22 protein-coding genes are annotated in these 24,473 nt (G+C 28.7%); 1 reads left to right on the top strand and 21 read right to left on the bottom strand.

Annotated elements, in window-relative coordinates; genetic code table 11:
• Positions 1-29: 29 nt before the first annotated feature.
• Together dhaK and AACH12_RS06000 are read right to left on the bottom strand one after the other, a co-directional pair.
• Positions 30-1,028 carry a dihydroxyacetone kinase subunit DhaK gene (dhaK, locus tag AACH12_RS14260; protein WP_422388906.1) on the bottom strand — a complete coding sequence of 333 codons (999 nt, stop codon included), beginning with the start codon at positions 1,026-1,028 and terminating at the stop codon, positions 30-32.
• On the bottom strand, positions 1,009-2,112 hold the full coding sequence (locus tag AACH12_RS06000; RefSeq protein ID WP_338537156.1) for a glycerol dehydrogenase: 1,104 nt from the start codon (positions 2,110-2,112) through the stop codon (positions 1,009-1,011). The genes dhaK and AACH12_RS06000 overlap by 20 nt, the downstream gene beginning before the upstream one ends.
• 266 nt (positions 2,113-2,378) lie before the next feature.
• On the opposite strand from AACH12_RS06000, the gene AACH12_RS05995 reads away from it, so the two are divergent.
• The gene (locus tag AACH12_RS05995) at positions 2,379-3,557 is read left to right on the top strand and encodes an IS110 family RNA-guided transposase (protein ID WP_338536595.1); all 1,179 of its coding nucleotides are present in this window, start codon (positions 2,379-2,381) and stop codon (positions 3,555-3,557) included.
• A 389-nt stretch (positions 3,558-3,946) separates the two neighbouring features.
• Here AACH12_RS05995 and AACH12_RS05990 read toward each other — a convergent pair whose 3' ends face one another.
• From AACH12_RS05990 to AACH12_RS05900, 19 genes are all read right to left on the bottom strand, one after another.
• The gene (locus tag AACH12_RS05990) at positions 3,947-4,939 is read right to left on the bottom strand and encodes a PocR ligand-binding domain-containing protein (RefSeq protein WP_338537155.1); all 993 of its coding nucleotides are present in this window, start codon (positions 4,937-4,939) and stop codon (positions 3,947-3,949) included.
• Positions 4,940-4,996: 57 nt separating this feature from the next.
• Positions 4,997-5,566, bottom strand: coding sequence for a carboxymuconolactone decarboxylase family protein (locus tag AACH12_RS05985; RefSeq protein ID WP_338537154.1), 570 nt, complete (start codon positions 5,564-5,566; stop codon positions 4,997-4,999).
• 1 nt (position 5,567) lies between these two features.
• A complete protein-coding gene (locus tag AACH12_RS05980) occupies positions 5,568-5,993 on the bottom strand; it encodes a MarR family winged helix-turn-helix transcriptional regulator (RefSeq protein ID WP_338537153.1) in 426 nt (141 codons plus the stop codon).
• A 130-nt stretch (positions 5,994-6,123) separates the two neighbouring features.
• Positions 6,124-7,296 carry a CaiB/BaiF CoA transferase family protein gene (locus tag AACH12_RS05975; RefSeq protein WP_338537152.1) on the bottom strand — a complete coding sequence of 391 codons (1,173 nt, stop codon included), beginning with the start codon at positions 7,294-7,296 and terminating at the stop codon, positions 6,124-6,126.
• Between the two features lie 100 nt (positions 7,297-7,396).
• Positions 7,397-8,197: a cyclase family protein gene (locus AACH12_RS05970; RefSeq protein ID WP_338537151.1), complete on the bottom strand. Its 801-nt coding sequence runs from the start codon at positions 8,195-8,197 to the stop codon at positions 7,397-7,399.
• 74 nt (positions 8,198-8,271) lie between these two features.
• Positions 8,272-9,534, bottom strand: coding sequence for a YlbE family protein (locus AACH12_RS05965; RefSeq protein WP_463671003.1), 1,263 nt, complete (start codon positions 9,532-9,534; stop codon positions 8,272-8,274).
• A gap of 57 nt (positions 9,535-9,591) precedes the next feature.
• A complete protein-coding gene (locus AACH12_RS05960) occupies positions 9,592-9,771 on the bottom strand; it encodes a fdrA domain protein (protein WP_338537149.1) in 180 nt (59 codons plus the stop codon).
• 13 nt (positions 9,772-9,784) lie between these two features.
• On the bottom strand, positions 9,785-11,335 hold the full coding sequence (fdrA, locus tag AACH12_RS05955) for an acyl-CoA synthetase FdrA (RefSeq protein WP_338537148.1): 1,551 nt from the start codon (positions 11,333-11,335) through the stop codon (positions 9,785-9,787).
• Positions 11,328-12,281: an oxamate carbamoyltransferase subunit AllH family protein gene (locus tag AACH12_RS05950; RefSeq protein ID WP_338537147.1), complete on the bottom strand. Its 954-nt coding sequence runs from the start codon at positions 12,279-12,281 to the stop codon at positions 11,328-11,330. Before AACH12_RS05950 ends, fdrA begins: the two co-directional genes overlap by 8 nt.
• A 165-nt stretch (positions 12,282-12,446) precedes the next feature.
• Positions 12,447-14,111, bottom strand: a complete 1,665-nt coding sequence (locus tag AACH12_RS05945) for a PucR family transcriptional regulator (RefSeq protein WP_338537146.1) — start codon at positions 14,109-14,111, stop codon at positions 12,447-12,449.
• A 254-nt stretch (positions 14,112-14,365) separates the two neighbouring features.
• Positions 14,366-15,604, bottom strand: coding sequence for a uracil-xanthine permease family protein (locus AACH12_RS05940; protein WP_338537145.1), 1,239 nt, complete (start codon positions 15,602-15,604; stop codon positions 14,366-14,368).
• A gap of 189 nt (positions 15,605-15,793) precedes the next feature.
• The gene (locus AACH12_RS05935) at positions 15,794-18,115 is read right to left on the bottom strand and encodes a xanthine dehydrogenase family protein molybdopterin-binding subunit (RefSeq protein WP_338537144.1); all 2,322 of its coding nucleotides are present in this window, start codon (positions 18,113-18,115) and stop codon (positions 15,794-15,796) included.
• Positions 18,116-18,126: 11 nt separating this feature from the next.
• Positions 18,127-18,600 (bottom strand): (2Fe-2S)-binding protein, encoded by a 474-nt coding sequence (locus AACH12_RS05930; RefSeq protein WP_338537143.1) that lies wholly within the window; start codon positions 18,598-18,600, stop codon positions 18,127-18,129.
• Between the two features lie 12 nt (positions 18,601-18,612).
• Positions 18,613-19,443 carry an FAD binding domain-containing protein gene (locus tag AACH12_RS05925; protein WP_338537142.1) on the bottom strand — a complete coding sequence of 277 codons (831 nt, stop codon included), beginning with the start codon at positions 19,441-19,443 and terminating at the stop codon, positions 18,613-18,615.
• A gap of 163 nt (positions 19,444-19,606) precedes the next feature.
• Complete coding sequence (locus tag AACH12_RS05920) at positions 19,607-20,749, bottom strand: MFS transporter (RefSeq protein WP_338537141.1); 1,143 nt, start codon at positions 20,747-20,749, stop codon at positions 19,607-19,609.
• A 10-nt stretch (positions 20,750-20,759) separates the two neighbouring features.
• Positions 20,760-21,800 (bottom strand): transcriptional regulator, encoded by a 1,041-nt coding sequence (locus tag AACH12_RS05915; protein ID WP_338537140.1) that lies wholly within the window; start codon positions 21,798-21,800, stop codon positions 20,760-20,762.
• 125 nt (positions 21,801-21,925) lie between these two features.
• Positions 21,926-22,381 (bottom strand): MOSC domain-containing protein, encoded by a 456-nt coding sequence (locus AACH12_RS05910; protein ID WP_338537139.1) that lies wholly within the window; start codon positions 22,379-22,381, stop codon positions 21,926-21,928.
• 66 nt (positions 22,382-22,447) lie between these two features.
• Entirely contained in the window at positions 22,448-23,233 is a 786-nt protein-coding gene (locus AACH12_RS05905; RefSeq protein ID WP_338537138.1) for a sirohydrochlorin cobaltochelatase, read from the bottom strand.
• Between the two features lie 27 nt (positions 23,234-23,260).
• The gene (locus AACH12_RS05900; RefSeq protein WP_338537137.1) at positions 23,261-24,202 is read right to left on the bottom strand and encodes a TIM barrel protein; all 942 of its coding nucleotides are present in this window, start codon (positions 24,200-24,202) and stop codon (positions 23,261-23,263) included.
• Between the last annotated feature and the right edge of the window lie 271 nt (positions 24,203-24,473).

Here is a 24,473-nt window from a genome sequence, read left to right as displayed (position 1 = left end):
ATACTCTTTTTTAATATTAATCAAACAATTTATTTGTTTATTTTTAATGCAATTGTATCCGATGGTCCATCCAAAAGTTCTTTTAATTCTTCATCTAATCTCAATAAACTTATTGACGCACCACTCATATCAAGCGAAGTCATATAATTTCCAACAAAAGTTTTATAAATCTTTATTTTTTTATCACTTAGAGCTTTTTCAGTAGAATTATTTAGTAAATATAGCTCTTGAAGTGGCGACGCACCTAAACAATTAACTAAAAGAGCCACTTCAGAATTTTCTTCAAAACTAATATCAGATGTTATTTTTTCAATCATTTTTTTTGCTAATTCATCAGCAGAAACTAGTTTTTCTCTTGCAATTCCTTTTTCTCCATGAATTCCAACACCAAATTCTATCTCTTCATCATCAAGTTTAAAAGTCGGAGTGCCCATAGCTGGAACTGTACAGGATGTAAGAGCAAATCCAATTGTTCTAACGTTATCTATAACTTTATTTGCTACTTCCTTTACTTTTAGTAAATCATCGCCTCTTTCAGCCGATGCACCTGCAATTTTGTGAACAAATACTGTTCCTGCAACACCTCTTCTACCAATTGTGTAGTCACTATCCTCAACTGCTACATCATCATTTACATATACTTTCTCAACCTTTATATCATCATCTTCCGCCATTTCAGCTGCAGCATCAAAATTCATGCAATCACCTGAATAATTTTTTACAATCAATAAAGTTCCTTTTTCAGACTCTGTCTCAAGTATAGCTTTATATACTTGATTAATAGAAGGTGAAGCAAATACATCTCCACATACTGCGCTATCAAGCATACCCTCTCCAACAAAACCAGCATGAGCAGGTTCGTGTCCAATTCCTCCACCACTTATTAATGTGACTTTATTTTTATTTAGGACTTTTCTATTAATAGTCTTTATTTTTTGATTAAATGTAAGCTTATCCGGATGTGCTTTTACCATTCCTTGACACATTTCGATTACTATATCTTCAGTATTATTTATTATTTTTTTCATAATCTTCTCCTAATTTATTTGCTGTAATAATAGCTGCAAATACATCTTCTTTTGTAACTTCAAATGGCATATTATAAATTGTTTCACCATCTGCACATGAAAGAGAAGATACTTCCATAATTTTCTTAGAATCAATTTTTTTTACACCTAAATCTTTTAAACAAATTGGTAATCCAAGTGATTTATTAAATTTAATAATTTTATTTAATTCATCTTTATTTGCATTTTCAAGTACTAGTTGAACAATCACACCAAAAGCCACTTTTTCTCCATGAAAATACTTATGAGTTTCTTCCATAACAGTTAAACCATTATGAATTGCATGTGCTGCTGCAAGTCCACTACTTTCAAATCCAATTCCACTAAGTAATATATTTGCCTCAACAATATTCTCAAGTGCCATAGTAACTACATTGTTATCACTAGCATATTTAGCTTTCAGAGAATCTTCAAGTAAAGTTTCATAGCATAATTTTGCAATTGCAATAGCAGCTTTGGTACTTTTACCACCAGGAATATTATCAGCAAATGATTTTTCACATGCTCTAGCTTCAAAGTATGTTGATAAAGCATCACCAATACCTGAAACTAAAAATCTTGTAGGTGCATTTGCAATTATTTCTGTATCCACTAAAACCAAATTTGGATTTTTCTTAAAGAAAATATATTCTTCAAATTCACCTTTTTCTGTATATATTACAGCTAAACTACTACATGGAGCATCTGTTGATGCAATTGTTGGAACAATGATTACATCTTTATTTTCGTAGTGAGAAACCGCTTTTGCAGTGTCAAGTGCTTTTCCACCACCAAGACCTATTACTACTTCACATTTATTATCATTAAATATTTTTCTTTGTTTTTCTATTTCATTTTTAGTACATTCTCCTCCAAAATCACCATATATTATTTCAAATGCTTCTTTCTCTAAAGCACTTTCAATATATTTTATAACTCTATTTCTATCATCTTTTGATGCAATTAATAGTGCTTTTTTACCGTAATCATTAACATATGTTCCTAAATTAGAAAGCTCTCCTTTACCTTGTAAATACTTTGATGGTGATATTAATATTTTTCTCATAATTCTTGTATACTAAAAATATAAATTTTAGTATAACTCTCCTTTCGTTTTATAATTTAATTTTTTCTTATATAATTTTAGTAATAAACATTGTGGATTATTCCATTTTTTCTATAGCTTGACTATTTTAAGGAGATTATAACCACATCTGTTACTTGTACAATTAATTAGCTAGTGAACGCATGACGTTTTATTTACAAGATTATTTGAAGTTTCAGATTGTGTGTTTTACCACTTGTTTATAAAATATATAAGGAGGTTTTTTTATGATCTTTGTCGGTATTGATGTAGCTTCTTCTAAGCATGACATCACAATTACTTCAAGTAATGGTGAGGTGCTCACCAAATGTTTTACTATTCAAAATGATTTTGAGGGGTTTAAAAAACTCCGTATGCTAATTCTATCCCATACGGAGTCTATTGATGACATTCGTATAGGAATTGAAGAAACCGGAATATACTCTCAAAATATTTCTAATTTTCTTGCGTTACAAGGCTTTTATGTCTTAATGATTAATCCAGTATTAACAAGTAATAGTCGTAAAGCTCTTTCACCAAGACTGACTAAAACAGATCAAGTTGATGCTTATGCTATATGCAAGTACGTAGAATTTAATCATAAACGTCACAATTCCTATACACCTACATTATACATTTCAAATGAATTAAAGTCACTATCTAGAGCAAGAATTGAAGTTCAAAAAAAACTCAATAAAGCAAAAACTGAGTGGACACGACTACTAGATATTACTTTCCCAGAATTTAGACATCAATTTAATCAACATTCAAACTGGGTTTACAAACTTTTTTCTGATTATCCTACAACTATAAAAATTTCTAATATGCATATTTCAACTCTTGAATCTATTATAAAATGCCGTGGTAATAGATTCGAAATAGCTAAAACAATTAAAACATTATCTAAAAACACAATCGGTAATGTTAATATTACAAATGAAATACTGATTAATTCTACTCTTGAGGACATTTTTCATTACAAACGACAAATGGATAGATTTGAGATAGAAATAAACAAGATTATTGATGCTCATTTTTCTTTCTTACTTAGTATACCTGGTGTTGGACATATTACTGCCGGCCTAATTGTCGGTGAAATCGGTGATATACATCGATTTGATCATCCTAAAAGCCTACTTGCTTTTGCAGGACTTGATCCTACAATATATCAGTCAGGTAACTTTATAGCTAAAAATTCTCATATATCTAAACGTGGATCAAGATATTTACGTACTGCAATATTTACCGCTACTAAAGTAGCTATAATAAATTCTAAAATTAAAGATAACAAATTTAGAGATAAATATTTACTAAAGATCAAAGAAGGTAAACATCATAACTCGGCAATTTGCCATGCTGCAAAAAATATGTCAAATACTATTTACGCGATTATGAAAACTGGTATTGCATTTAATAATTTATTGTAGTTTCATCTAATACAATTTATATTTTCTTTTAGAAGACCTTGTCTTCTTATTAAGTATGCTCAAAATTCTATTTTATCATTTAAAAAAAGCATCATTTATTTCTTGACTTTTGTATAGCTAGCTCCTTAATCGTTAATTGCATACTCTGTAATAATCTGCTTTGTAGTTAAATATTATCAGAGAATTCGTTTAATTACATTAGACCAAACTATCATCTTTTAGTATTTTTCGATAGGAATATTCTATACTTTAAGGAAAATTAATTTTTTCATTATATTTTGAATTGTAATACTAAAAACATAAATTGCCAATATAAGTCTATTTAAAAGAGCAATTTGTAAAAAAACATTATTTAAATAGTAAAAATCAGCAAAAAAAATAGCTTTTAGCTAATTTTTTTTGCTGATTTCTTTTTTATAAGCAGCAGGTGTTGTTCCAACAATTTTTTTAAATACTTTTATAAAATATCCGCAGTCCTCATATCCAAGTTCAAGTGCTAAATTTATTATCGGTATATCTTTTGCTTTTAATACTTCTTTTGCTTTATTCATTTTCACAATATTTACATAAGTGGAAAATGACTGACCAATACTTTTTTTAAATAATTTACTAAAATAACTTGTACTTATATTACAAAGTTTAGCCATATCATCTATATATAATTTTTCATTATAATTATCACTAATATATTCAAGTGCAGGATTAATAATAATTAGATATTTTGGGAATTTAGTCTTTACAGTAGTAAGATGAATAGATTTATCATCTTTATCTACATTTTGAAGCGTTTTTACAAGTTTATTATTAACTTTTGAATTTATTTTTTCTTCGTCATATTCACTTAATGCTATTTTTAAAACAGCATCTTCTACCATATAATTCGTAATATGAAATAGCATATTCGCGACTTCATTTATTTTTTCAAACTTCATAATAGGAAGATTTTCATATAATTTTTCTAACTCTGTTTCTTCATCTAAATTTATATTATAATACTGATCATTAACTATTTTTTCAAGCTTAGCATTTGAAGACTCAAGTCTTACTTGTCCCGCCATTATTGCTCCCAAATACTGCCCATCAACTATAATAGGTATTGCCAAATCTACTAATCCAACATGACACAAATAAATATAAGGTTTCTGCTTTCTAACCGCTTCAAGTCCGCCTCTAGAATCACATTTTTCACATAATTTACTATAATTTTCATGTTCTCTAATTCTTCTGCAAAATTCACTACAACTACTATGGCGGGTAAAGGGCTTACCTTTATAGTCAACTGTCAAAATTGCCATATCCACTGCTTTGGCAATATCATCTTGAATTTTTTGAAATTTCTCAATATTTATGATGTAATCGAGTTTTAATAAATTACTATTCAAAAGATTTTCCTCCGATTTCTTTATTAAGTAATTATATCATAATTTACATATATCAAACTATATTATTCCAAGAACTTTCCTTTTAATAATTGCTGTTGGAACAAATACAATCACACTAAGGGTTAAGGCTAATTCATTTAGAAAAGTACTATTTTTTACTGGCTTAAATTTCATTCTTCTGATTAGAGCACCAGCTGCAATACCATGTGCGTTTCCCATCATAATAAGTCTAATTGCACCAAGAATTGCATTACTCTTTTCCTCTCCATAATAGTCTATTAGTTCATTCCATTTTTCTTCACTATAATTGCCATTTTCAAGTGCATAATTTTCTGCAAATTCAATTGCTAATTCTTTTTTTGATGATGACATAGTAAAAACTTCACTATTAAATATTTGTGTGTTTTCTTTTTTTATTGCAAGTTCCCTCGCTTCTTTAGTGTGGTAATTGTTGCATATCTCACAGCCATTAATCTCTGTTACTGCTAGCATTATTCTAGTTTTAAATTCTTCGTCAATAAGTTTTGTTTTCATTGCTTTATCAAAATCTTTCTTTGAAAAAACCGCTTTATCTATTATATGATAAAACTCTTTTAAACTATAATTTTTTTTATAAAAATTGCTCATTTTATCTTATCCTTTCTGAGTATTTATTTAAAATCTCAAGCGCACCATAAATTTCTTTTTTTTCTTCATCATTAAAAACAGAAAATAATTTTTCTATATGTTTATGAATTTTATTTATATTTTCTTCAAATACAGCTTTCCCTTCATTTTCAATAAAAAGATATGAAACTCTTCGGTCTTTCTCACTTATAACTCTTTTAATCATTTTTTTTTCACAAAGTTTTTTTATAATTCTACTTAATGCCCCTGAGTCTATCATTAGCATTTCACTCAGCCTTATAATTGATACACCTTCATTTTTCCCAACAGCAATTAAAACTTTAATTTGAGTTTGATTTAAATTCCCCTTATTTCTATGAGGAGCATATGTCATGCATATCCTATTCATATAAAAAGGAATAACATCAATTAAATTTCCTATATTCACACTAACCTCCAAACAAACTTGCTATAGCATTGGTTGCTATAGCAAGTTTATCACACCCTTATAAATATGTCAAAAAAAAAACTTAATTATCAAAAGATCTTCTCTAAGATAATTAAGTATAAATATTATTTTAATTATTAAATTTTTTTATATCTTCATCAGTGTAATTAAGAACTTCTCTAAGTATATCCTCAGTATGTTCACCAAGAAGGGGAGCAGGTCTTCTTATATCACCCTGAGTTTCACTCATTTTAATTGGAACACCTGGCATTTTAAGACTTCCAGCTTTAGGATGATCAACATCAATTATCATATTTCTCGCTTTAACTTGATCATCATTTAGAACCATTTCTATATTATTAATTGGTCCATTAGGCACTCCTACTTCATTAAATATCTCTATCCATTCTTTTGTAGTCTTTTTAATAATTTGTTCGTCTATAAGTGGTTTAAGTACCTTATAATTTTTATTCCTATTAGGATTAATTTTAAATCTTTCGTCTTCAATTAATTTTTCAAGCTCAGTAACTTTACAAAACCTTGACCAAATTGCATCATTACCGACTGCAATCATTATTTCTCCATCTTTTGTATTGAATGGTTCAAATGGTACAATTGATGAATGTTTATTTCCTGCAGGCTTTGGAGATTCACCAGACACTACATATCTAGCAATTGCATTTTCAAGAATTGCAACTTGGCAATCTAACATTGCAACATCAACTTTTTGACCCTGACCAGTTTCTCTTAAGTTTGTTAGTGCTGCAAGTATACCAATGGCAGTAAAAAGTCCTGCTGTTATATCTCCAACTGAAGGCCCAACCCTTGTTGGTTTTCCTCCTTCACTTCCAGTAATACTCATAATTCCACCCATAGCTTGAACAACACCATCATATGCAGGTCTTGTACTATAGGGTCCACTATGCCCAAATCCTGATGCTGCTGCATAAATAATTTTTGGATTTATTTCTTTTAAAATATCATAACCCAGTCCTAATTTTTCCATAGTGCCAGGTCTATAATTCTCAACTATTACATCCACGTTTTTTACCAACTCTTTTAATACATCTTTTTGCTTTTCATCTTTTAAATTTAGTACAATACTTCTTTTATTTCTATTTAGACTCATAAAATATGCACTTTCACCATTTTGATATGGTCCAAAATGTCTAGAGTCATCGCCTTTTATAGGCATTTCTACTTTAATAATATCTGCACCTAGATCACCTAAAACCATTGTACAATAAGGTCCAGCTAGTACTCTAGTTAAATCCAATACTTTTAAGTTTTTTAATGGTCCCATAAACATACCCCTTAATTTGTTAATAATCATTAGTATATAAGCCTGTCAAAGACAGGCTTATATTAGCTAAAATAAAAGTAAAACTATAATACTTTAAAATTTACTTATCATCATATGCAACAATTCTACTAATACTTGATTCTCCACCTTCAAATTTCCAAGGATAACAACCAATCACTAATCTTCTATTTGATAATTTATCAATATCTCCACCTAGATTTTCAGCATGAATTACTTCAAATGGCTTTATAAATAATTGAACATGCATTGCTTGATACTCTTGAGGCCAAGGGTACATCTCTTGAAGAGTTTTACCGTATTTTTCTTGTAAATATTTATCAGCAGCTTCTGCTTCTCTAGGTTCCCAGTCTCTAATTTTTGTATTCATAGGGTGATCTGCCGAACCACAGTCTACTCCAATCCATTTTAATTTCATTTTAATTGCCCATTCTACAAAATCATGAGAAGGTCCAGGGTGACGAAGCATATATCTTCTTTCATCAGCTTCCGGTTGATCCCAACCATACTTGTGATATCCTGTATTGATAATTAAAATATCTCCTTCTTTAACTTCTACTCTATCAGTAATATCTTTTGGTGAATATATACCAAAGTCTTCTGACATATCAGATAAATCAACAACACAACCAGGACCAATCAATTTCTCTAATTCTAAAGATGCAATATCACGTCCAGCAGTATCGAAATGCATAGGTCCATCTAAATGTGTTCCAACGTGATTTGAAGTAGTTATAAGCTGTCCATTAGCTCCATTTGGTGAAAGACGCTTAAAAAATTTAATTTGAAGTGGCTCATATGTTGGCCATGGTGGAGTTAAGTGACTAAGATTTTGTGTTAAATCATACATTTTTACATTTTCCCAAAGTTTTAAAAATTCCATTATATATCCTCCTAAATTTATATATCATAATATTTATATTTTATTAAATTTCTCCATTATAACTATAAAGCTTATTATTCTAAAAGTCCTTTTTCTTCTAAATCTGTAATATATGCTTCAAGTGCATCCTCAAAACATTTCATTGGTGGATGAACTATTCCTGCACCTACCTGACCAATTCCAGCATCTTTATGAGCAATTCCAGTGTTTATTATAGGTAATATTTGAGTTTCAATAACCTTTTGAATATCTATACCAGTTGGAGTTCCTCTAAAATCCATATTTGGAATCTTATAAGTTGAATTTTCTTCTTCAGTAATTTCATACATTTTAGTTGTATAATTAAGAGCATCCTCAGGAGTACCACCGACGAATTGAACAATAGCAGGTGCCGTTGCCATTGCAAAACCACCAATTCCTGTAGTTTCAGTTATAACACTATCTCCAATATCTGGATTACAATCTTCTTCAGTAAATCCTGGGAATAATAAACCTTTTACTATATTTGCAGGAGCATTAAACCATCTATTTCCTATTCCTGAAACTCTAATTCCAAACTCAGTACCATTTCTAGCCATTGTGTAAACAATCGTGCTATACTCAATTCCTTCAAGTGGATCTAAAGAACACTTACAAGCTGGCATTGTTAAGTTTAAGAAGAAATGATCATTACTATGCATAAATTTAAGTACATCCGATTTATCATCATTTGAATATTCAGTTTGAACAATATAAGGAGCAAGTTCTCTTATTAGTAATGAAGTTCCAGCTTTATTTCTATTATGGCCTTCATCGCCCATTTGAACAACTTGTGCAATCATTGTTTTTAAATCAATTTCCCCTCTTAACTTAAGCGCATCTTTTAATACTGGAGCTAACACTTTTTCCATCCACTTAAGTCTATCAATTACTTCTTCACTAAATGCACCGTATCTTAAAACCTTACCAAGACCTTCATTTAAAGTACAATATGAATTATTACCAAACTCTTTATTAATTAGAATCCATACTGGCATGCTCGCAGTTATTACTCCAGCCATTGGTCCAACTGCATTATGATGATGACAAGAATCAAATTTAATTTCGCCTGACTCAGCTAATTTAATTGCAGATTCCTCGTCAGAAGCTAGTCCTTCATAAATTAAACCACCAATAATTGCCCCTTTTAATGGTCCACTCATATTTTCCCACTTAATTGGTGGTCCTGCGTGTAGAATTGTCTTTATATCCATACCAGGAATTTCATCTTTAGCTACACCAATACCAATTAATGTCGGTTTTGCACTTTGAAGACGTCTAAGCGCTTCCTTATTTGCTTTTTGAATTTTTTCTTGCAAAAATCTCATCTCCTTAAAATTTAGCTTATATTTATTTTATATAATCATCAAGATTTACTACTTTTTAGCTTTTAATCTTGATAACATTGATGCCATTTTTTTATTTCCACCAGCTGATGGTTTCCAATCAACATGAATCACTTTTACATCCTGAACCTTAAGATCATTATAAAAAGATTCAAGTCCAATATTTATAACTTCTAGTTCTGACTTAAACAGCTTATTAATTTTATTCATCTTACACCTCTCATTATTTGATATTGTTTAATATTTTTAATGATAATCTAACTGCCTGAGAATTTGATGGCATTACAATAACTCCAGCTTCTTCTAAAACTTCTTTTGATTTTTTAAGACTCTGCGGATCACCATCTGTTCCACATATTGAGCAAACAACAGATAAATATTTTCCTTTTTTAGCCATTTTTTCTTTTGCTTCAAGAATAGGTTTTACCATTTCGCCTGCTGGGTCAATGTGTGAGCCATATCCTAAAACAATATCCATTAATAAAAGAGCAACATCATCATTAATTTCTTTTACTAATCTATCACTTCTTGTACTAGGATCAATCATTGGATGAGGTCTTCCAACAGTAAATATATCTTCCCCTAAATCAATACAAGTATTTTCTATACTATGATTAATATCTTTTAATGCATATTCTTCACTCAAAGGTATATTTGAGTAAATGTTTTTTATATCCTTACCCATAATCTTCATTGCTTCATCAGCTAAAGTTCCACCTGTATATAAAGCTCTAAAATACATTTGTTCATTATCAAATTTGCTTGACTCAGATTTTACTATTTTTTCAACATCTTCATTTGACATAGTAAAGCCTGTAAAATCTACTACTTCATTTCCACTAGAAAGTGCTACTGCTTTTAGTGCACAATCTTCAAGAGTTATAGCACCATATGCACCTGAACTTTTAATTGTTTCTAAATCACCACCTATAAAATCAACAACAAATGGCTTATCTGTTTCTTTTACTAAATCTAATACCTCTTTTGCCACTTTAGGATTTGGTGGCTTAGAAATAAGAACTATTACTTTAGTATCATCATCCTCAATTAAAGCTTTAATTCCTTGTTTCATCATAAGTCCACCAATTTCAGCTTTTAAATCACGTCCACCAGTTCCAATAACTTGAGATACTCCTTTACCAAATTTATCAATTAATGAAGATACTTCTTGAGTACCAGTGCCAGATGCACCAACAATTCCAATATCACCTTTTTTAACTACATTTGCAAATGCTAATGGTATATTATTAATAATCGCTGTTCCGCAGTCCGGGCCCATCATTAAAAGTTCTTTTTTACAAGCTAATTCTTTCAATCTTTTTTCATCTTCAATTGAAACATTATCACTAAAAAGCATTACATTTAAATCTAAGTTTAATGCTTTTTCAACTTCACCAGCTGCATATTTACCTGGAACTGAAATAATAACCATATTAGAATTCGCTTGATATTTTAAAGCTGAATCCATAGATGCAGGTTTGTAATCTTTACTGGATTTTGATTTTTTTTCCGTTAGAAGTTCATCCACCTTTTTTATAACATCATTAATTATTTCACCTTTTTCAACATCTGTTGCAATAAAAAAATCATTGGCTGACAATTCAGTTATTTTATCACTTGAAAGATTTAAATTTCCTATAAGTTCTTTATTTAATTCAGTCGCCATACCAACTAAAACTTCATTAACACCTTCCATGCCTTTTATTTCCTTAGAAATTAGCATAAGAGTTACTGAATCATAATACGTATTCTTTCTTATTTCATACTTAATCATTAATAAAATTCCTCCTTATATTTTCATTTTCAAATAAATTAATTGCGGTTAGAACTCCCAGTAAAAAATCGCTTCCTGAGGTATCTCCATATTTAATTGCTTCTAAAATTGTTTTTTCTGTATCTAAATTACTCTCATATAAAATTGATTTAATAACATTTAAAAATCCTAATGAACTTTTTTCATTCATCGAATTTTTAAGCATTTCTTCACTGACTTTAGTTGTTTTTTCTAGTGAAGAAGTATAAATCAACCTATTTATTCTTTTTATTTTAGTGGTGTCGAGTTCAAAATAACGCGCCAAATGAATACTCATAATCATAAGTCCCGATAAAAAATCGTCAATAGATGGCGTTAATCCTGGACCAAATCCTATTATTTTTTTTATTAATAAAGGAAAAATATTTTCATCAAAATTAATAAATTGTTTCAAGAATTCATTTACTCTTTCTTTAATAAAAACGGAGTAATGATTTGAAGCTATAAAAGGTTTATTTAATTTACTTTTGATATTAATTGCATCAACTTCAAAAACAATTGGTAAAATACCATTTGAATTGCCGTATTTAATTAAAGTTTTTTCAAACAATTGAATATTTTTTTTATAATTTTTTAAAGAAATATATTTAGATTTTGAAAAAATATTAAAATTCCATTCTTTTGAATTTGTTAATATTATTTCGAATTCACTATTAATTATTTGGATTTTTTTCTTAGTAATTAACACTTCTTGACCAACTTTGAAATCAATTGCTAAAAAATTATTTTCTTTTATAATAATGGACATTGGAGAAATATCTCTTTCAATTGTTAAAATAGTTATAAAAAAATTATCGTTTGTTAGGATATTAACAGCATGTTCAAAAACTGAATGAATATTACCCTCTAACTTTAATTTATTAGTTAATAACATATTCAAATCGCTAGCTACTAAAATCGCATTCATACAACCATCCTTTACATTTATCTCTAATATAATATTACTCCAAATTCATGTTCAATTCCTTTAGATTAATATTCCAAAATTCTGAGTTTTGTTTGGTACATTATACTAAAGCTAAAAAAGATTCTTAACCAAAGGTGAATATTCGCTTTGATTAAGAATCTTTTTTTAATTAGGGTCAATAATATCAACAATTTTTAATGCAATTTGCAAATTCAAACTATCGTCTGAATTATCTAAATCAATATTTATTATTTCTTTTATTCTTTGAATTCTATAAATAATTGTATTATAGTGAGTATATAATTTTTCTGATACTCTTTTTAAATTACCCCCACATTTATAATACATAGCGAGTGTATCTACGAGTTCTGTTTCTTTTTCTCTATCATATTTCACAAGAGGCTCTAAAGTATCTAAATAAAATTGATATAATTCAGGTTTTAATTCTTCATAAGATAGCAACTTATATATGCCAAGCTCATCGTAATGAATTAATGATTCTGATGAATTTTTAAGAATTAAGTTTTCTACAGACCTTTTGGCTTCACGCTTACTATTGTATAATTTTTTTAAATCAGAATAATTCCTGCCAATACCAATTGATAAATTTTCTTTAATTCCTGCTTCCTCAGCATATTTTAATATATAATTCGAATATTCTAAAATTTTACTTTTGACCTTATTTATCGGCATATCTTTTTTTGATCCAAATAGAATATATACTCTATTGCTTTTCTTTGCATAAATAACATTTTTATAAGATATTCTTGAAACTCTGTCTACAATATTCATTAAAGTATTTTTTACAGTTTCCAAATAATCTGCATTATTTGGAGTTAATTTTACTTTTTCACTTAGTTTATTTATTGCAAGTTCAATAACTGTATAAGAGTAATTGATATTAAAATTAAAATAATCAGCTTTTTCTAGAATTGAACTTTGTACCTCCAAATTATCTGAAAGCAAATCATCAATAAACTCAATTTTGTGTCTATTTTCATTTTCAAAAATTGATAATCTTTTCATAATATTTAGTGCAATCAACGAAACCGAGGATTCAATAACTGACTGCTCCATGCTCGTTAAAATTCTTTTAGTTTGCCAAAGAACAACTGATCCAAAACACTTTTCCTCCGAAAGAATTGGAATTTGAATTCTTTCAGTTTTTTTACCATCAATCAAATCTTTTTCTTTTATTAAAATATCTAAATTTGAATTCTTAGAAATTAAGTTTATTATTTCTTTGTAGCCTTCATAATTTCCATCTTCAAAGCTAATAACACTTTCTTTAAATACATCATCAATAATCGCTACTGGAAGTTTAAGATTATTACTTATCGAATCCGAAATTTCTTTTAATCCCCCTCCCTTTAACATAATAGAAGTAAGACTTTGATTAAGTAGATCAATTTGCTTTAAAACGGTCGCCTGTTTATTTACAATTTTAGAAAGAGCAGGCGTAATAATATCTCCAAATGACACATCATAAGGTATTTCTATAATTGGAAAATCAAGTTCATTTGCAATATCTAAAATGTTTTTTGGTATTTTTTCAATATATCTTTTTGTTTTAATACCAATACCAGAAAGGCCTATCCTATTCATTTTGACAATTAATTCTTTTAAAATATTCAAATCATCTTTTATCGAAAAAGCTGTCGTTAAAAGAAATTCACCCTTTTTGACCCAATTAATTATATCAGGTACTTCCATCACGTTAATTTTTGTTATTGTACGATTTCTACCATTTACACCAGAAATGATTTTTGCATTTTTTAATACAGGTAATTTTAAAAGTTCCTCTACAGATATACCTAGCTCTTTATTCATAATTTCACTCCAAATTATAATATATTTCTTAGTTTAGTTATATATACTAAACTATATTATGTATATATTAATAATATATAATTTTTTCTGAAAATTCAACCTTTTCGAAAATAATATATATTTCGCTTTGTTAACTATTAACAATTTATTAAAATTTATAATAAATATTCTTAAATTTTGTTTATTATTAATGCATTTTTTATTAAAAAAAAGACCCCAAAAGGGGTCTTTTCTAACGAGAGGATTTAATAAAATTATTCTGGTAAAACTATATTTAAAATTATACCAACTATAGCAGCTAACGCCATTCCTTCTATCGAAATTGAAACTGCACCAATAGTAATTGGTAAAGACGCTCCGCCTAGTCCAAGAACTAGTATTACTGCAGCAACAATTAAGTTTCTTGATTTTGTAAAATCAACTTGATGTTCAACTAAAGTTCTCGCCCCAATCGACGCAATCATTCCAAATAATATAATTGAAATACCACCAATTACTGATGATGGAATTGTGCTAATAAAAGAACTAAGTTTTGGAATTAATCCTAAACATATTGCAAATAAAGCAGCAATTCTCATAATAACAGGATCCCATGCTCTTGTTAAAGCAAGAACTCCAGTATTTTCAGAATAAGTTGTATTAGCTGGTCCACCAACAAAAGCAGAAAGTGCAGTCGCAATTCCATCTCCTGTTAATGTATAATTAAGACCTGGATCTTCTATAAAGTCTTTTTCAACTGTCGCACCTATTGCTAAAATATCTCCAACATGTTCAACCATAGTAGCAAGAGCTAGCGGAGCTACAGTAATAATTGCACTTAAGTTAAATTTTGCAATTGTAAAATGAGGAATTCCAAACCAACTTGCTTGAGTAATCGGTGATAAATCTACTTTTCCAAAAATAAGAGCAATAATATATGTACCTAATAGTGCTATTATTACTGGAATAATTTTTGCAAATCCTTTTCCAAAAACACTAACAATGGTTACAATTGAAAATGCAATTACTGCAATAAGCCAATCGCTGGATGCCATATTAATAGCAACTGGTGCAAGCTTAAGACCAATCACAAGAATTATTGGTCCTGTAACTACTGGTGGGAAAAACCTAATTACTTTTTCTGTTCCAAATACCGTAATAAGACCCGCAAGTATTAGATAAATAAAACCAGCAACAACTATACCACCCCTAGCATAGTCAAGTCCAAAAGTATCTGCAACCGCAAGCATTGGAGCAATAAAAGCAAACGATGAACCTAAAAATACCGGAACTTTTCCTTTAGTAATAAGATGAAAAAGTAATGTTCCAATACCAGCCATAAATAATGAAACAGAAACATCAAGACCAGTAATGATTGGTACAAGTACAGTTGCTCCAAACATAGTAAACGCATGTTGCATACCGAGAGTAATCATTTTTGGTACACCTAATTGTCTTACGTCACGAATCGCATCATGATTTACATGTAATTCTTTTTCTTTTTCAATACCCATATTACACCCCTTTTAAAATTATTTACCCCCATCTCTCGTTATATTATTTTTGCAAATAATAAAAAAAATAAATTCATTAAACAAATTTGCAAAATATAAACCTTTAAAATTATAGCATAATTGCTATATTTGTAGAACCAATAAAATTAATTCTACAAATATAGTTTTACTGTTGTTTATTATTTAATATTATAATTTTTCGTTTTTTCTTTTTTCTTTTAATGCATTTAATACTTTTTCTGAAGTTAAAGGCATACTTTTTATACGAATACCAAGCGCATCATAAAGTGCATTAGCAATAACTGGAGCTGAAGGAACCATAGCTGGTTCTGCAATTGCCCTAGCACCAAAAGGACCTGTTTCTTCAGGATTTTCAACAAATTTCACTATCATCTCAGGCATATCATCAAATGTTGGAATTTTGTAATCAACAAATGATGGATTTAATAATTTTCCATCTTTTAATATTAATTCTTCAAATAGAACTGAACCTAAGCCTTGCATAATTGCACCTTCTATTTGTCCTTCAATTAATTTTGGATTAACTACTTTTCCAACGTCAAAGCAAGATGACACTTTAAGGACTTTAATATGTCCAGTTTCTGTATCTACTTCTATTTCAGCACCCTGAGCTCCATAAGTCCAAAAGACAACTGGATGATCCCCAAGACCAGTTTTTTTATCTGCATCTCTAATATTTGGTGGTATAAAAGCTCCTCTACCAATAATTGGCCCATGAATTCCTGAACCATCTGGCATAGTGAGTCCTGTTGCAAGATCAGAAAATGGTACTTTTCTATCTGGATATATTTTAGAAACAACATAACCGTCTTTAAGTTCTAAATCTCTTTTATATATTCCGAGCTTAATTTGTGCAAGTTCAATAAGTTGTTCTTTAACATCTTTAGCTGCTTTTAAAACAGCATTTCCAGCCGAATACGTTATTCTACTAGCTACTGTTTGCCACTCATATGGCGTATGATCTGTATCACCAGTTTTTATAGTTATTTTTTCTGGTGGAATAGATAATATTTCAGATGCAAATTGTGTCATTACAGTATCTGAACCCTGTCCAATATCTTGTGCACTTACAAGTAAATGCGCTGATCCATCTTCATTTAATTTTATCACTGCTGAAGATGCTGCATTATTTGGCATTGATGGTGCTTTCCAACCACACGCAATACCTTTTCCTCTAACTTTATGAGCTTCACTCGAATATGTTTTAATTCCGAGTTCTATATCCTTTTCAGTCTGATCAATACATTCCATAAGACCTGAAACATCAACCACTTCTCCTGTACCAGTAGTTCCACCTGGTTTCATACCATTAATTCTTCTTATTTCAATTGGAGAAATACCTAATTTATGTGCTATTATATCAAGGTTTTGCTCAATACCATAATGAATTTCACTCATACCAAACCCTCTATAAGGTCCTCCTACAGGATGGTTTGTATATACACAGTAAGAATCAGTCCAGATATTTTCTATATCATAAGGTCCAGGAGATGCATATCCTGTTGCTTTTGTGACATTCACACCATATTCATTATAGGCACCAGCGTCCCAAACAAATTCATTCTTAACGCCTAAAATTTTACCATCTTTTCTAACCGCGGTTTTAATAGTTTCATAAAGACCTTGCCTTACATAAGCATTTTGAAATTCATCTTCTCTTGAATAAGTTAATTTTATTGCCCACTCTTTATTTCTCATTGCAAGTGGTATTATAATTCCTTCAAGAGTTGTTCCCGCTTTTGAACCAAATCCACCTCCGACCGCTGGAGAAATTATTCTTATTTTATTAAGCGGTACATCAAATGCTGTTCCAAGAGCTTCCCTTACTGCATAAGGTGATTGACAGCTTGCCCATACTGTTAGAAATCCACCCATATCCATTTTTGCTACTGCACTATGGTTTTCAATCGGAACATGTTGTATATGAGGGATATGAAATTCGTTTTCTACAACTAAATCTGCTACTTCAAAAGCTTTATCAATATCACCTTTTCTTAATTTATAGTGGTTACTAATATTAGTTCCTGGTTTTGGGAAAAACACAGGTGCCCATTTATAATCTCCTAAATCTGGATGAACTAAAGGAGAATTTTCTTTCATACCATCAATTGGATTTGTAACAGCTGGAAGAATTTCATATTCAACTTCAATTAGTTCAACAGCTTCTTTTGCGATATTTTCACTAATTGCTGCAACCGCAACAACAGCTTCACCTCTATACCTTGCTTTACCAACTGCTAAAAAGTTTTTATCTTCTAAATAGAGTCCACCACGTTTAGCATAATGTTCTCCTGTAATAATATCTTTAACGCCTCTTAATTCTAAAGCTTTGCTATAATCTATATTTACTATTTTTGCATGAGCATGAGGACTTCTTTTCACTGCTGCATAAAGTGTTTTTGAAAATTTCATATCATCAACATATTTAAGCGATCCTGTAACTTTTTTTAGTCCATCAACTCTTTCAACACTCTTTCCTACATATTTCAATTTTATCCCTCCTACTTCTCTGTATTTTTTGACGCAACATCTTCAATTGCATCAACAATTTTTTTATAGCCCGTGCATCTACATAAGTTTCCGCTCATGCCTTCTTTAATCTCATCTCTAGTTGGATTAGGATTGTTTTTAAGTAAGTCTTTTGCACTAAGTATCATACCTGGTGTACAATAACCACATTGAAGTGCAGCATGTTCAATAAATGTTTCTTGCATAGGATCTAATTTATCATCTTTGCCTAGCCCCTCAATTGTAAGAATTTCTCTTCCATCTACTTCTGGTGCAAGTACCAAACAAGAATTAATAGCTTCTCCGTCCATAATAACTGTACATGCGCCACATTCACCAGCACCACAACCTTCTTTTGCTCCTGTCATATCAAAATCTTCCCTTAACATTTTAAGTAATGTCATATTTGTATCCACATAGTGTTCAACTTCTTCATTATTCAAAGTAAATTTTACTTTATATTTCAATTTAATGCCTCCTTACTTTATTTTATTAAGACCTCTTCTAAGAAGTACTTCAACCATTTCAGTTCTATATTCTTTTGATGCCCTTATATCACTTATAGGTGCAACTTCACTTGTTGCTATATTACACGCTTCATTAATTACTTCATCTGTAAGTTCTTTATTATTTAAAAACTCTTCTGTTTTACTTAATCTAACAGGAGTTGGAGCAACTGCTCCAAAACTAACTTTGAATTCAGACCCAACTTTAACAACGCTAGAACATACTAAAGATAAATCTACTTCTTTTCTTCTAGCAAGTTTTGAAAAACTACCTTTAACATTTTCTCTATGATTAATTCTAATACCTTTTACAATTTCTCCAGTTTTTAAAACAGTTTTTCTAACAAATACAAAAAACTCTGTAATTGGAACTATTTTTTCGCCTTCTGGACCATAAATAATAACTTCTGCATCAAGTGCCATTAACGGTGTTGCCGTATCAGCTAATGGAGACGCATTACAAACATTCCCAATGCAAGTCGCTCTATTTCTAACTTGATTAGAAGCAACTGAAATAGCAGAATCTGCAAAGAAGGGATACAATTCTTTAATTTTTCTATTTCTTGCAATTTCATTTAAATTCACACAAGCTCCTATAAATAAGCTATCTTCATTTATAAGAATTTTGTTTAATTCTTCAATTCCTTTAATATCGATAACCGCATTTGGTTTTGTAATTCCTTCCCTTAATCTTATTAATAAGTCAGTTCCACCGTTTATAATATGCCCCTCACCGTCATACTTTAATAATAGTTCACTTGCTTCTTTTAAACTTTCAACTTTAAAATATTCAAAATCTTTCAAAAATTACACCTCCACTAATCATATACATATATATTACTCTTACTTAATATATATTCAATTCATTTAAATTATAGCCTTTGTCTAAAAACTCCAAATTTTCAGTAAACTTTTAATAAAGCTTAGTTACTATATAACAAAAGCTCATTATTAAAATGAGCTTTTGTTATATTTCGTCTTTTACTAAAAAATATGAAATTAATGGTGAAATCATATTGTACAGAACAAATACAATAAAAATATTAGAATTTAAGTCTTTGTAAAATAGTAATATTAGTAAATAAAAACTACTTCTTCCCAAAGTTAACATAATAACTCTAGACATTAAATTTCCAAGCATTTCTTCTTGTGTTTCAGAATATTTTTTTGCTGTATGGACTTGAATACCTGTAAGTGGTGTGCTAAAAAAAGCAGTTCCAAATGAAATGGCAACACTATAAATAACAAAAGTAATAAAGCTTGCTTTAAATAATACAAGCATGGCTAGAGAATGTCCTATAGCACCTATAAACATAAGTTTCCGTTTTGAATAAAAACGTTGCATATATCTATATGTAACAAATAATATTATTGAAGCCACTGAAAAAATAGAGTTTAACATCCCCATAATTGACTCGCTACCAACAAAGGTGAAAATAAATACACTATTTGCCAGAATTGTAAATTGACTATATGGCGCTCTGATTGAATGAGTCAATAATATTTTTCTAAAGTTTTTTCTTGTTTTTAGTTTATTAAAATTTATTTTACCAACAGTTTTAATCCTATTACTTGGCATCATAAGAGATAGTACAAACTGAATCATTACTAAAATTATTAGAATAATAACCATAAATTTAAAACCATATAATTCAATTATAACACCAGTTATGATTGGAGCAGCAATATTTGTGAATTTTGAAAAAACACCCATCATACTCATAAATTGATCAATTTCATCTTTATCGAGTTCTAAAGCCTGAAATGTATTTAGGTTGAAAAAGAAAAAACCATCTCCAAATCCACCTAAAAATCCAATTATAATTGCATATTTTGATAAATCAGTTCCTAAAATAACGGCAAGTAAAAATAATCCAATAAAGGACATAGATGAAAATATATAATTATATTTATTGTTTTTTACGGCTACTCTATTTGCTGCATAAAAAGAAATAGTAGCACCAATATAATTAAATATATTAAAAATTGCTACTGATTTAATGTCCTTGCCTGATTTCCATAAATATATATTTACAAAAATTAGCACAAACGTTTTAAAAATAGAATATATGGTCCTCATGGCTATCATTTGCTTAGCTGATTTTTTCATATTTTCCTTTCTATTTTACATTTAACTTAAGCTTTGCATCTTCTTCTACCGAATTACTAAAATTCATAAATTTATCCATATCTTTATATGATCCAAAAACTCCGTTATTTGCTTTTTCAAATTCTAAAATTTTTTGAACCGATTCTTTTGTAATACTATCATTTCCACTTAAAATCTCTTCATATGCTTTTCTTGTCGCATCAGTCATTTTAAAATCATTATCTAAAGTTCCATCAAAAATATTTGGACTAACAAGCTTCCATAAACAAACCATATAATTAGATTTCATTACATCTATAAATACAAAATTTGGATTTTTGATGATAAAATTTTCATAAGATAAAGCTCGTCTTGCAAGCGTATTAATATCTATTGCCAAATACTCTTCAACCGTTGTAGTATTAAGCATTAAATCACTCATTATGTTTAAATATTCTTTCATAGTTTTACTAGTGTATTTTGAATAGTCTTCATTTAAAATTTGATAATCTACCACTGGATAATATGATCCTTCACTACTATACAGTGCATATCCTTTTTGGAAAGTATTTTTAACTAATGTATTCAAATTAGCTTTATCAATATATTTTAATATTTCCGATTTTTTGTTCCCAGAAAGTATATATTTTTTTTCTAAATCTTTGAAATTACTATCGATAATTTTACTTAGTATGTTTTGAATTTCTACTGTATCATCACTAAAAAAGTTGTCAATTTCATTAGATTGATTTTCCTCAAGTTTTTTAATCATATTTTCAACTAAATAATCAGCTAATACCTTATCTGCAAATTCTATATTTTCTCTTATATACAAATTGATTTCTTTTATATTACCATTTTTATTTAGTAGTTCATCAAATTCCTTTTTTATAGTTTGGCTATCTTTAATTTTCAATTCATTATTAGCAGTTTCTGAATCACTAGAATTCACCTTATCAACCGTAGTTTCAGTTTTATCAATTTCTTTATTACTAGCAATTGTATTAGAACCGCAAGCTGTTAATATAAGTGTAACAGATAAAATTATTGCAACATATTTAGTATATTTCATTTCAAACTCCTCTATAATATCAATTAGTCTTCTATTTATAATTTAAATTTTATACTAATTTAGTATACTATAGAAATAATTATTTATTATAAAATAAATAATTATTTAACTATTTTGTAATAGATTTATACCGCTTTATCACAGTATTCTTCTATAATATCTCCAATTTTAATAATTCCACCTTTAAGCACTCTTGAAAACACACCTTCTTTTGGCATTACACATTTTCCAACTTGATTTTTAATAGCACAACCCGTATGGCATTCTTTACCAATTTGAGTTATTTCATGAATAGTTTCTCCTATTTTAATTTTTGTTCCTACAGGAATTTCATAAAGCCTTATTCCCTCTGTAGTAATATTTTCAGCAAATTTTCCAAAAGATAAATTTTTTACACCCATTTCAATCATTTTATTAATGCTTTCTACCCCAAGTAGACTAACTTGTCTATGCCATTTGCCTGAATGAGCATCATCTTTTAATCCAAAATTTTCAATAAATTCTCCTGCATTCATTGGATTTTTAATTACTCCTTTGGTTTCACTTATATTTATCGAAAGAACCTTTCCATTAATTATCATCAGCTACTCCTTTTTAATAAAGTTTTATATTATTTTATTTTATAATATAAATATTAGCAATAGTAATTATATATAATGTTCTGTATTTAACATTTTCTCTAGCAATTCTATAAAAATATCTTGTACCAAGTTATTTTCCCCTAAGCCTTCTAAAAGGACCTCAACTTCGAGACCATTTTTTTCTAGAATGGATTTAAAAGAATTTTCTTTGCCTATCATATCCTTTAAAACGTGATTTCCAGCAACTAATAAAAAAGGCACGATAATTATTGATTTGTATTCAGTCACAATTTTTTTTAAAATATCTTCTAAATAAGGTTCACCATCAATATTTGCTATGAAAACATTTTTTCTAACGCTAGACATATTTTCTTGAAGCACGCTATAGTACTTATTAGAATTATGACTTGTACCATGCCCCATAAATAGAATTGACTGATTTTTTTTTCTAATCGGAATTTTATTAAGAGCTGCACTAATTAATTTTTTATAATCGCATTTTTCATGTAATAGTGGTAAGCCTAGAATTATTTTTACTTTAAATTTATTTTTAATTAATGTAGTGGCTTTTTCAATTTTCTCATATTCATTTCCTGGTGTTATAAATAAGGGTAAAACGAATATTTCTTTACAATCATATTCAATCATCTTTTTTAGAGCACTAATAACAGTGTCAATTTTAATATTTTCATTTTTCTTTATTTTTTTTATGATATATTCTGAAGTAAAAGCACTTCTTAAAGTATAATTAGGGTATAATTTCTCAATCTTATTTTCTATTAAATTAATAGATTTTTCTCTTGCTACTTTATTTGTAGTTCCATAACTTACAATTAAAATACCTTTTCTCATAGTTACTCCTATTAAAAGTTATTATTTTTATCTACCAATTGCAATATTTTGAATCCTCATATATTCATCAAGTTGCTTATACTCATCCGCAAGTACTTCATAAACAACGTACTCTGGTTTTATTAATTGAATAATATTTCTTATGCTCTCGTCATCAAAAGGGATGTGCCAATCAATTTTTTTTATATGTTCAATTGTTTTTATATATTTTTGTTTAACATCAATAATTTCAGAAATTAATTTATACTTTTCTTTATGGTTTTGTGACATATATGTGCTTGGAAGAGATAAATTCACATGTATTCCTTTAATATAGTCTTTAATTTCTCCGAGATCTTGAATTTTATTTACAATATAATCTGATGCTTCTCTAGGTGTTTTAATACTTGGACTCGTAATCATCATATGTGACAAATCAAGCATTATTCCTTTGTTCTTATATTTTATACTATCCATAAATCTTTTTGCCTTTTTTGAATCTAGTAATGTTAAGCCAGGCCACCATAAATTTTCAAATAAAAGAAGCATTTCACTGTCATCATCAAAAACTTTATTTACAAGATTTGTAGTAGCACTAAGAACTTCATCATCACTATAATCAAACTCAAAAGTAAAAGCGTGTTCTTCCGTTACATGGCTTACATGGTAGACCATATACTTTGCACCAAGTTTTTTAGCATTATTAAATTCATTTTTAAAAATACTTACTAGAGTATTATTTGATTTATCATCTTCAATTTTTTTTTCGTTTTTTTCTTCATAGTAATATCTATCAAGCCAAGTTGGAAAATATTTAAGATGCATTCCTTTTACTATATTTCTAGGCATATTATTTAGATTTTCTTCCTCATGAAGTATTATTTCAATACCATCCAATCTATGTTTCTTTAAAAATTCTTCAACATTTTTCCAATTGCAGTCAAATTTATTTAAACTATAATTACTATTAGATAAATTCATTAAATACATTTTTGCCTCTTTCTACTTTATTTTTAATTCTTAATTAGCGTTGTTCTTAATAATATTAGTATATCAATTTTTCAGCTTGTTTTATAGTAAATAAAAAAGAAGTCCCTATACTAGGACTTCTTTATAAATAATGTTTTCAATATGTGAGTAGGTCTATAAGCCGGGTTCTGTATTAGAAATATTGTTTATCACATAATTATTTCAATTAATACACTATAATCTAAACACATTAATTTCAACGTTTATAATTGTATCACATATATTTTATTAA

It is taken from the genome of Helicovermis profundi (assembly GCF_033097505.1).
Classification (GTDB): Bacteria; Bacillota; Clostridia; order Peptostreptococcales; family Acidaminobacteraceae; genus Helicovermis; species Helicovermis profundi.
This window is presented reverse-complemented; position numbering and strand designations above follow the sequence as displayed.

Coding starts and splice junctions, on each gene's coding strand:
- dhaK (WP_422388906.1), bottom strand. CDS start 1,028: ATGAAAAAAATAATAAATAATACTGAAGATATAGTAATCGAAATGTGT.
- AACH12_RS06000 (WP_338537156.1), bottom strand. CDS start 2,112: ATGAGAAAAATATTAATATCACCATCAAAGTATTTACAAGGTAAAGGA.
- AACH12_RS05995 (WP_338536595.1), top strand. CDS start 2,379: ATGATCTTTGTCGGTATTGATGTAGCTTCTTCTAAGCATGACATCACA.
- AACH12_RS05985 (WP_338537154.1), bottom strand. CDS start 5,566: ATGAGCAATTTTTATAAAAAAAATTATAGTTTAAAAGAGTTTTATCAT.
- AACH12_RS05975 (WP_338537152.1), bottom strand. CDS start 7,296: ATGGGACCATTAAAAAACTTAAAAGTATTGGATTTAACTAGAGTACTA.
- AACH12_RS05970 (WP_338537151.1), bottom strand. CDS start 8,197: ATGGAATTTTTAAAACTTTGGGAAAATGTAAAAATGTATGATTTAACA.
- AACH12_RS05960 (WP_338537149.1), bottom strand. CDS start 9,771: ATGAATAAAATTAATAAGCTGTTTAAGTCAGAACTAGAAGTTATAAAT.
- fdrA (WP_338537148.1), bottom strand. CDS start 11,335: ATGATTAAGTATGAAATAAGAAAGAATACGTATTATGATTCAGTAACT.
- AACH12_RS05950 (WP_338537147.1), bottom strand. CDS start 12,281: ATGAATGCGATTTTAGTAGCTAGCGATTTGAATATGTTATTAACTAAT.
- AACH12_RS05945 (WP_338537146.1), bottom strand. CDS start 14,111: ATGAATAAAGAGCTAGGTATATCTGTAGAGGAACTTTTAAAATTACCT.
- AACH12_RS05940 (WP_338537145.1), bottom strand. CDS start 15,604: ATGGGTATTGAAAAAGAAAAAGAATTACATGTAAATCATGATGCGATT.
- AACH12_RS05920 (WP_338537141.1), bottom strand. CDS start 20,749: ATGAAAAAATCAGCTAAGCAAATGATAGCCATGAGGACCATATATTCT.
- AACH12_RS05915 (WP_338537140.1), bottom strand. CDS start 21,800: ATGAAATATACTAAATATGTTGCAATAATTTTATCTGTTACACTTATA.
- AACH12_RS05910 (WP_338537139.1), bottom strand. CDS start 22,381: ATGATAATTAATGGAAAGGTTCTTTCGATAAATATAAGTGAAACCAAA.
- AACH12_RS05905 (WP_338537138.1), bottom strand. CDS start 23,233: ATGAGAAAAGGTATTTTAATTGTAAGTTATGGAACTACAAATAAAGTA.
- AACH12_RS05900 (WP_338537137.1), bottom strand. CDS start 24,202: ATGTATTTAATGAATTTATCTAATAGTAATTATAGTTTAAATAAATTT.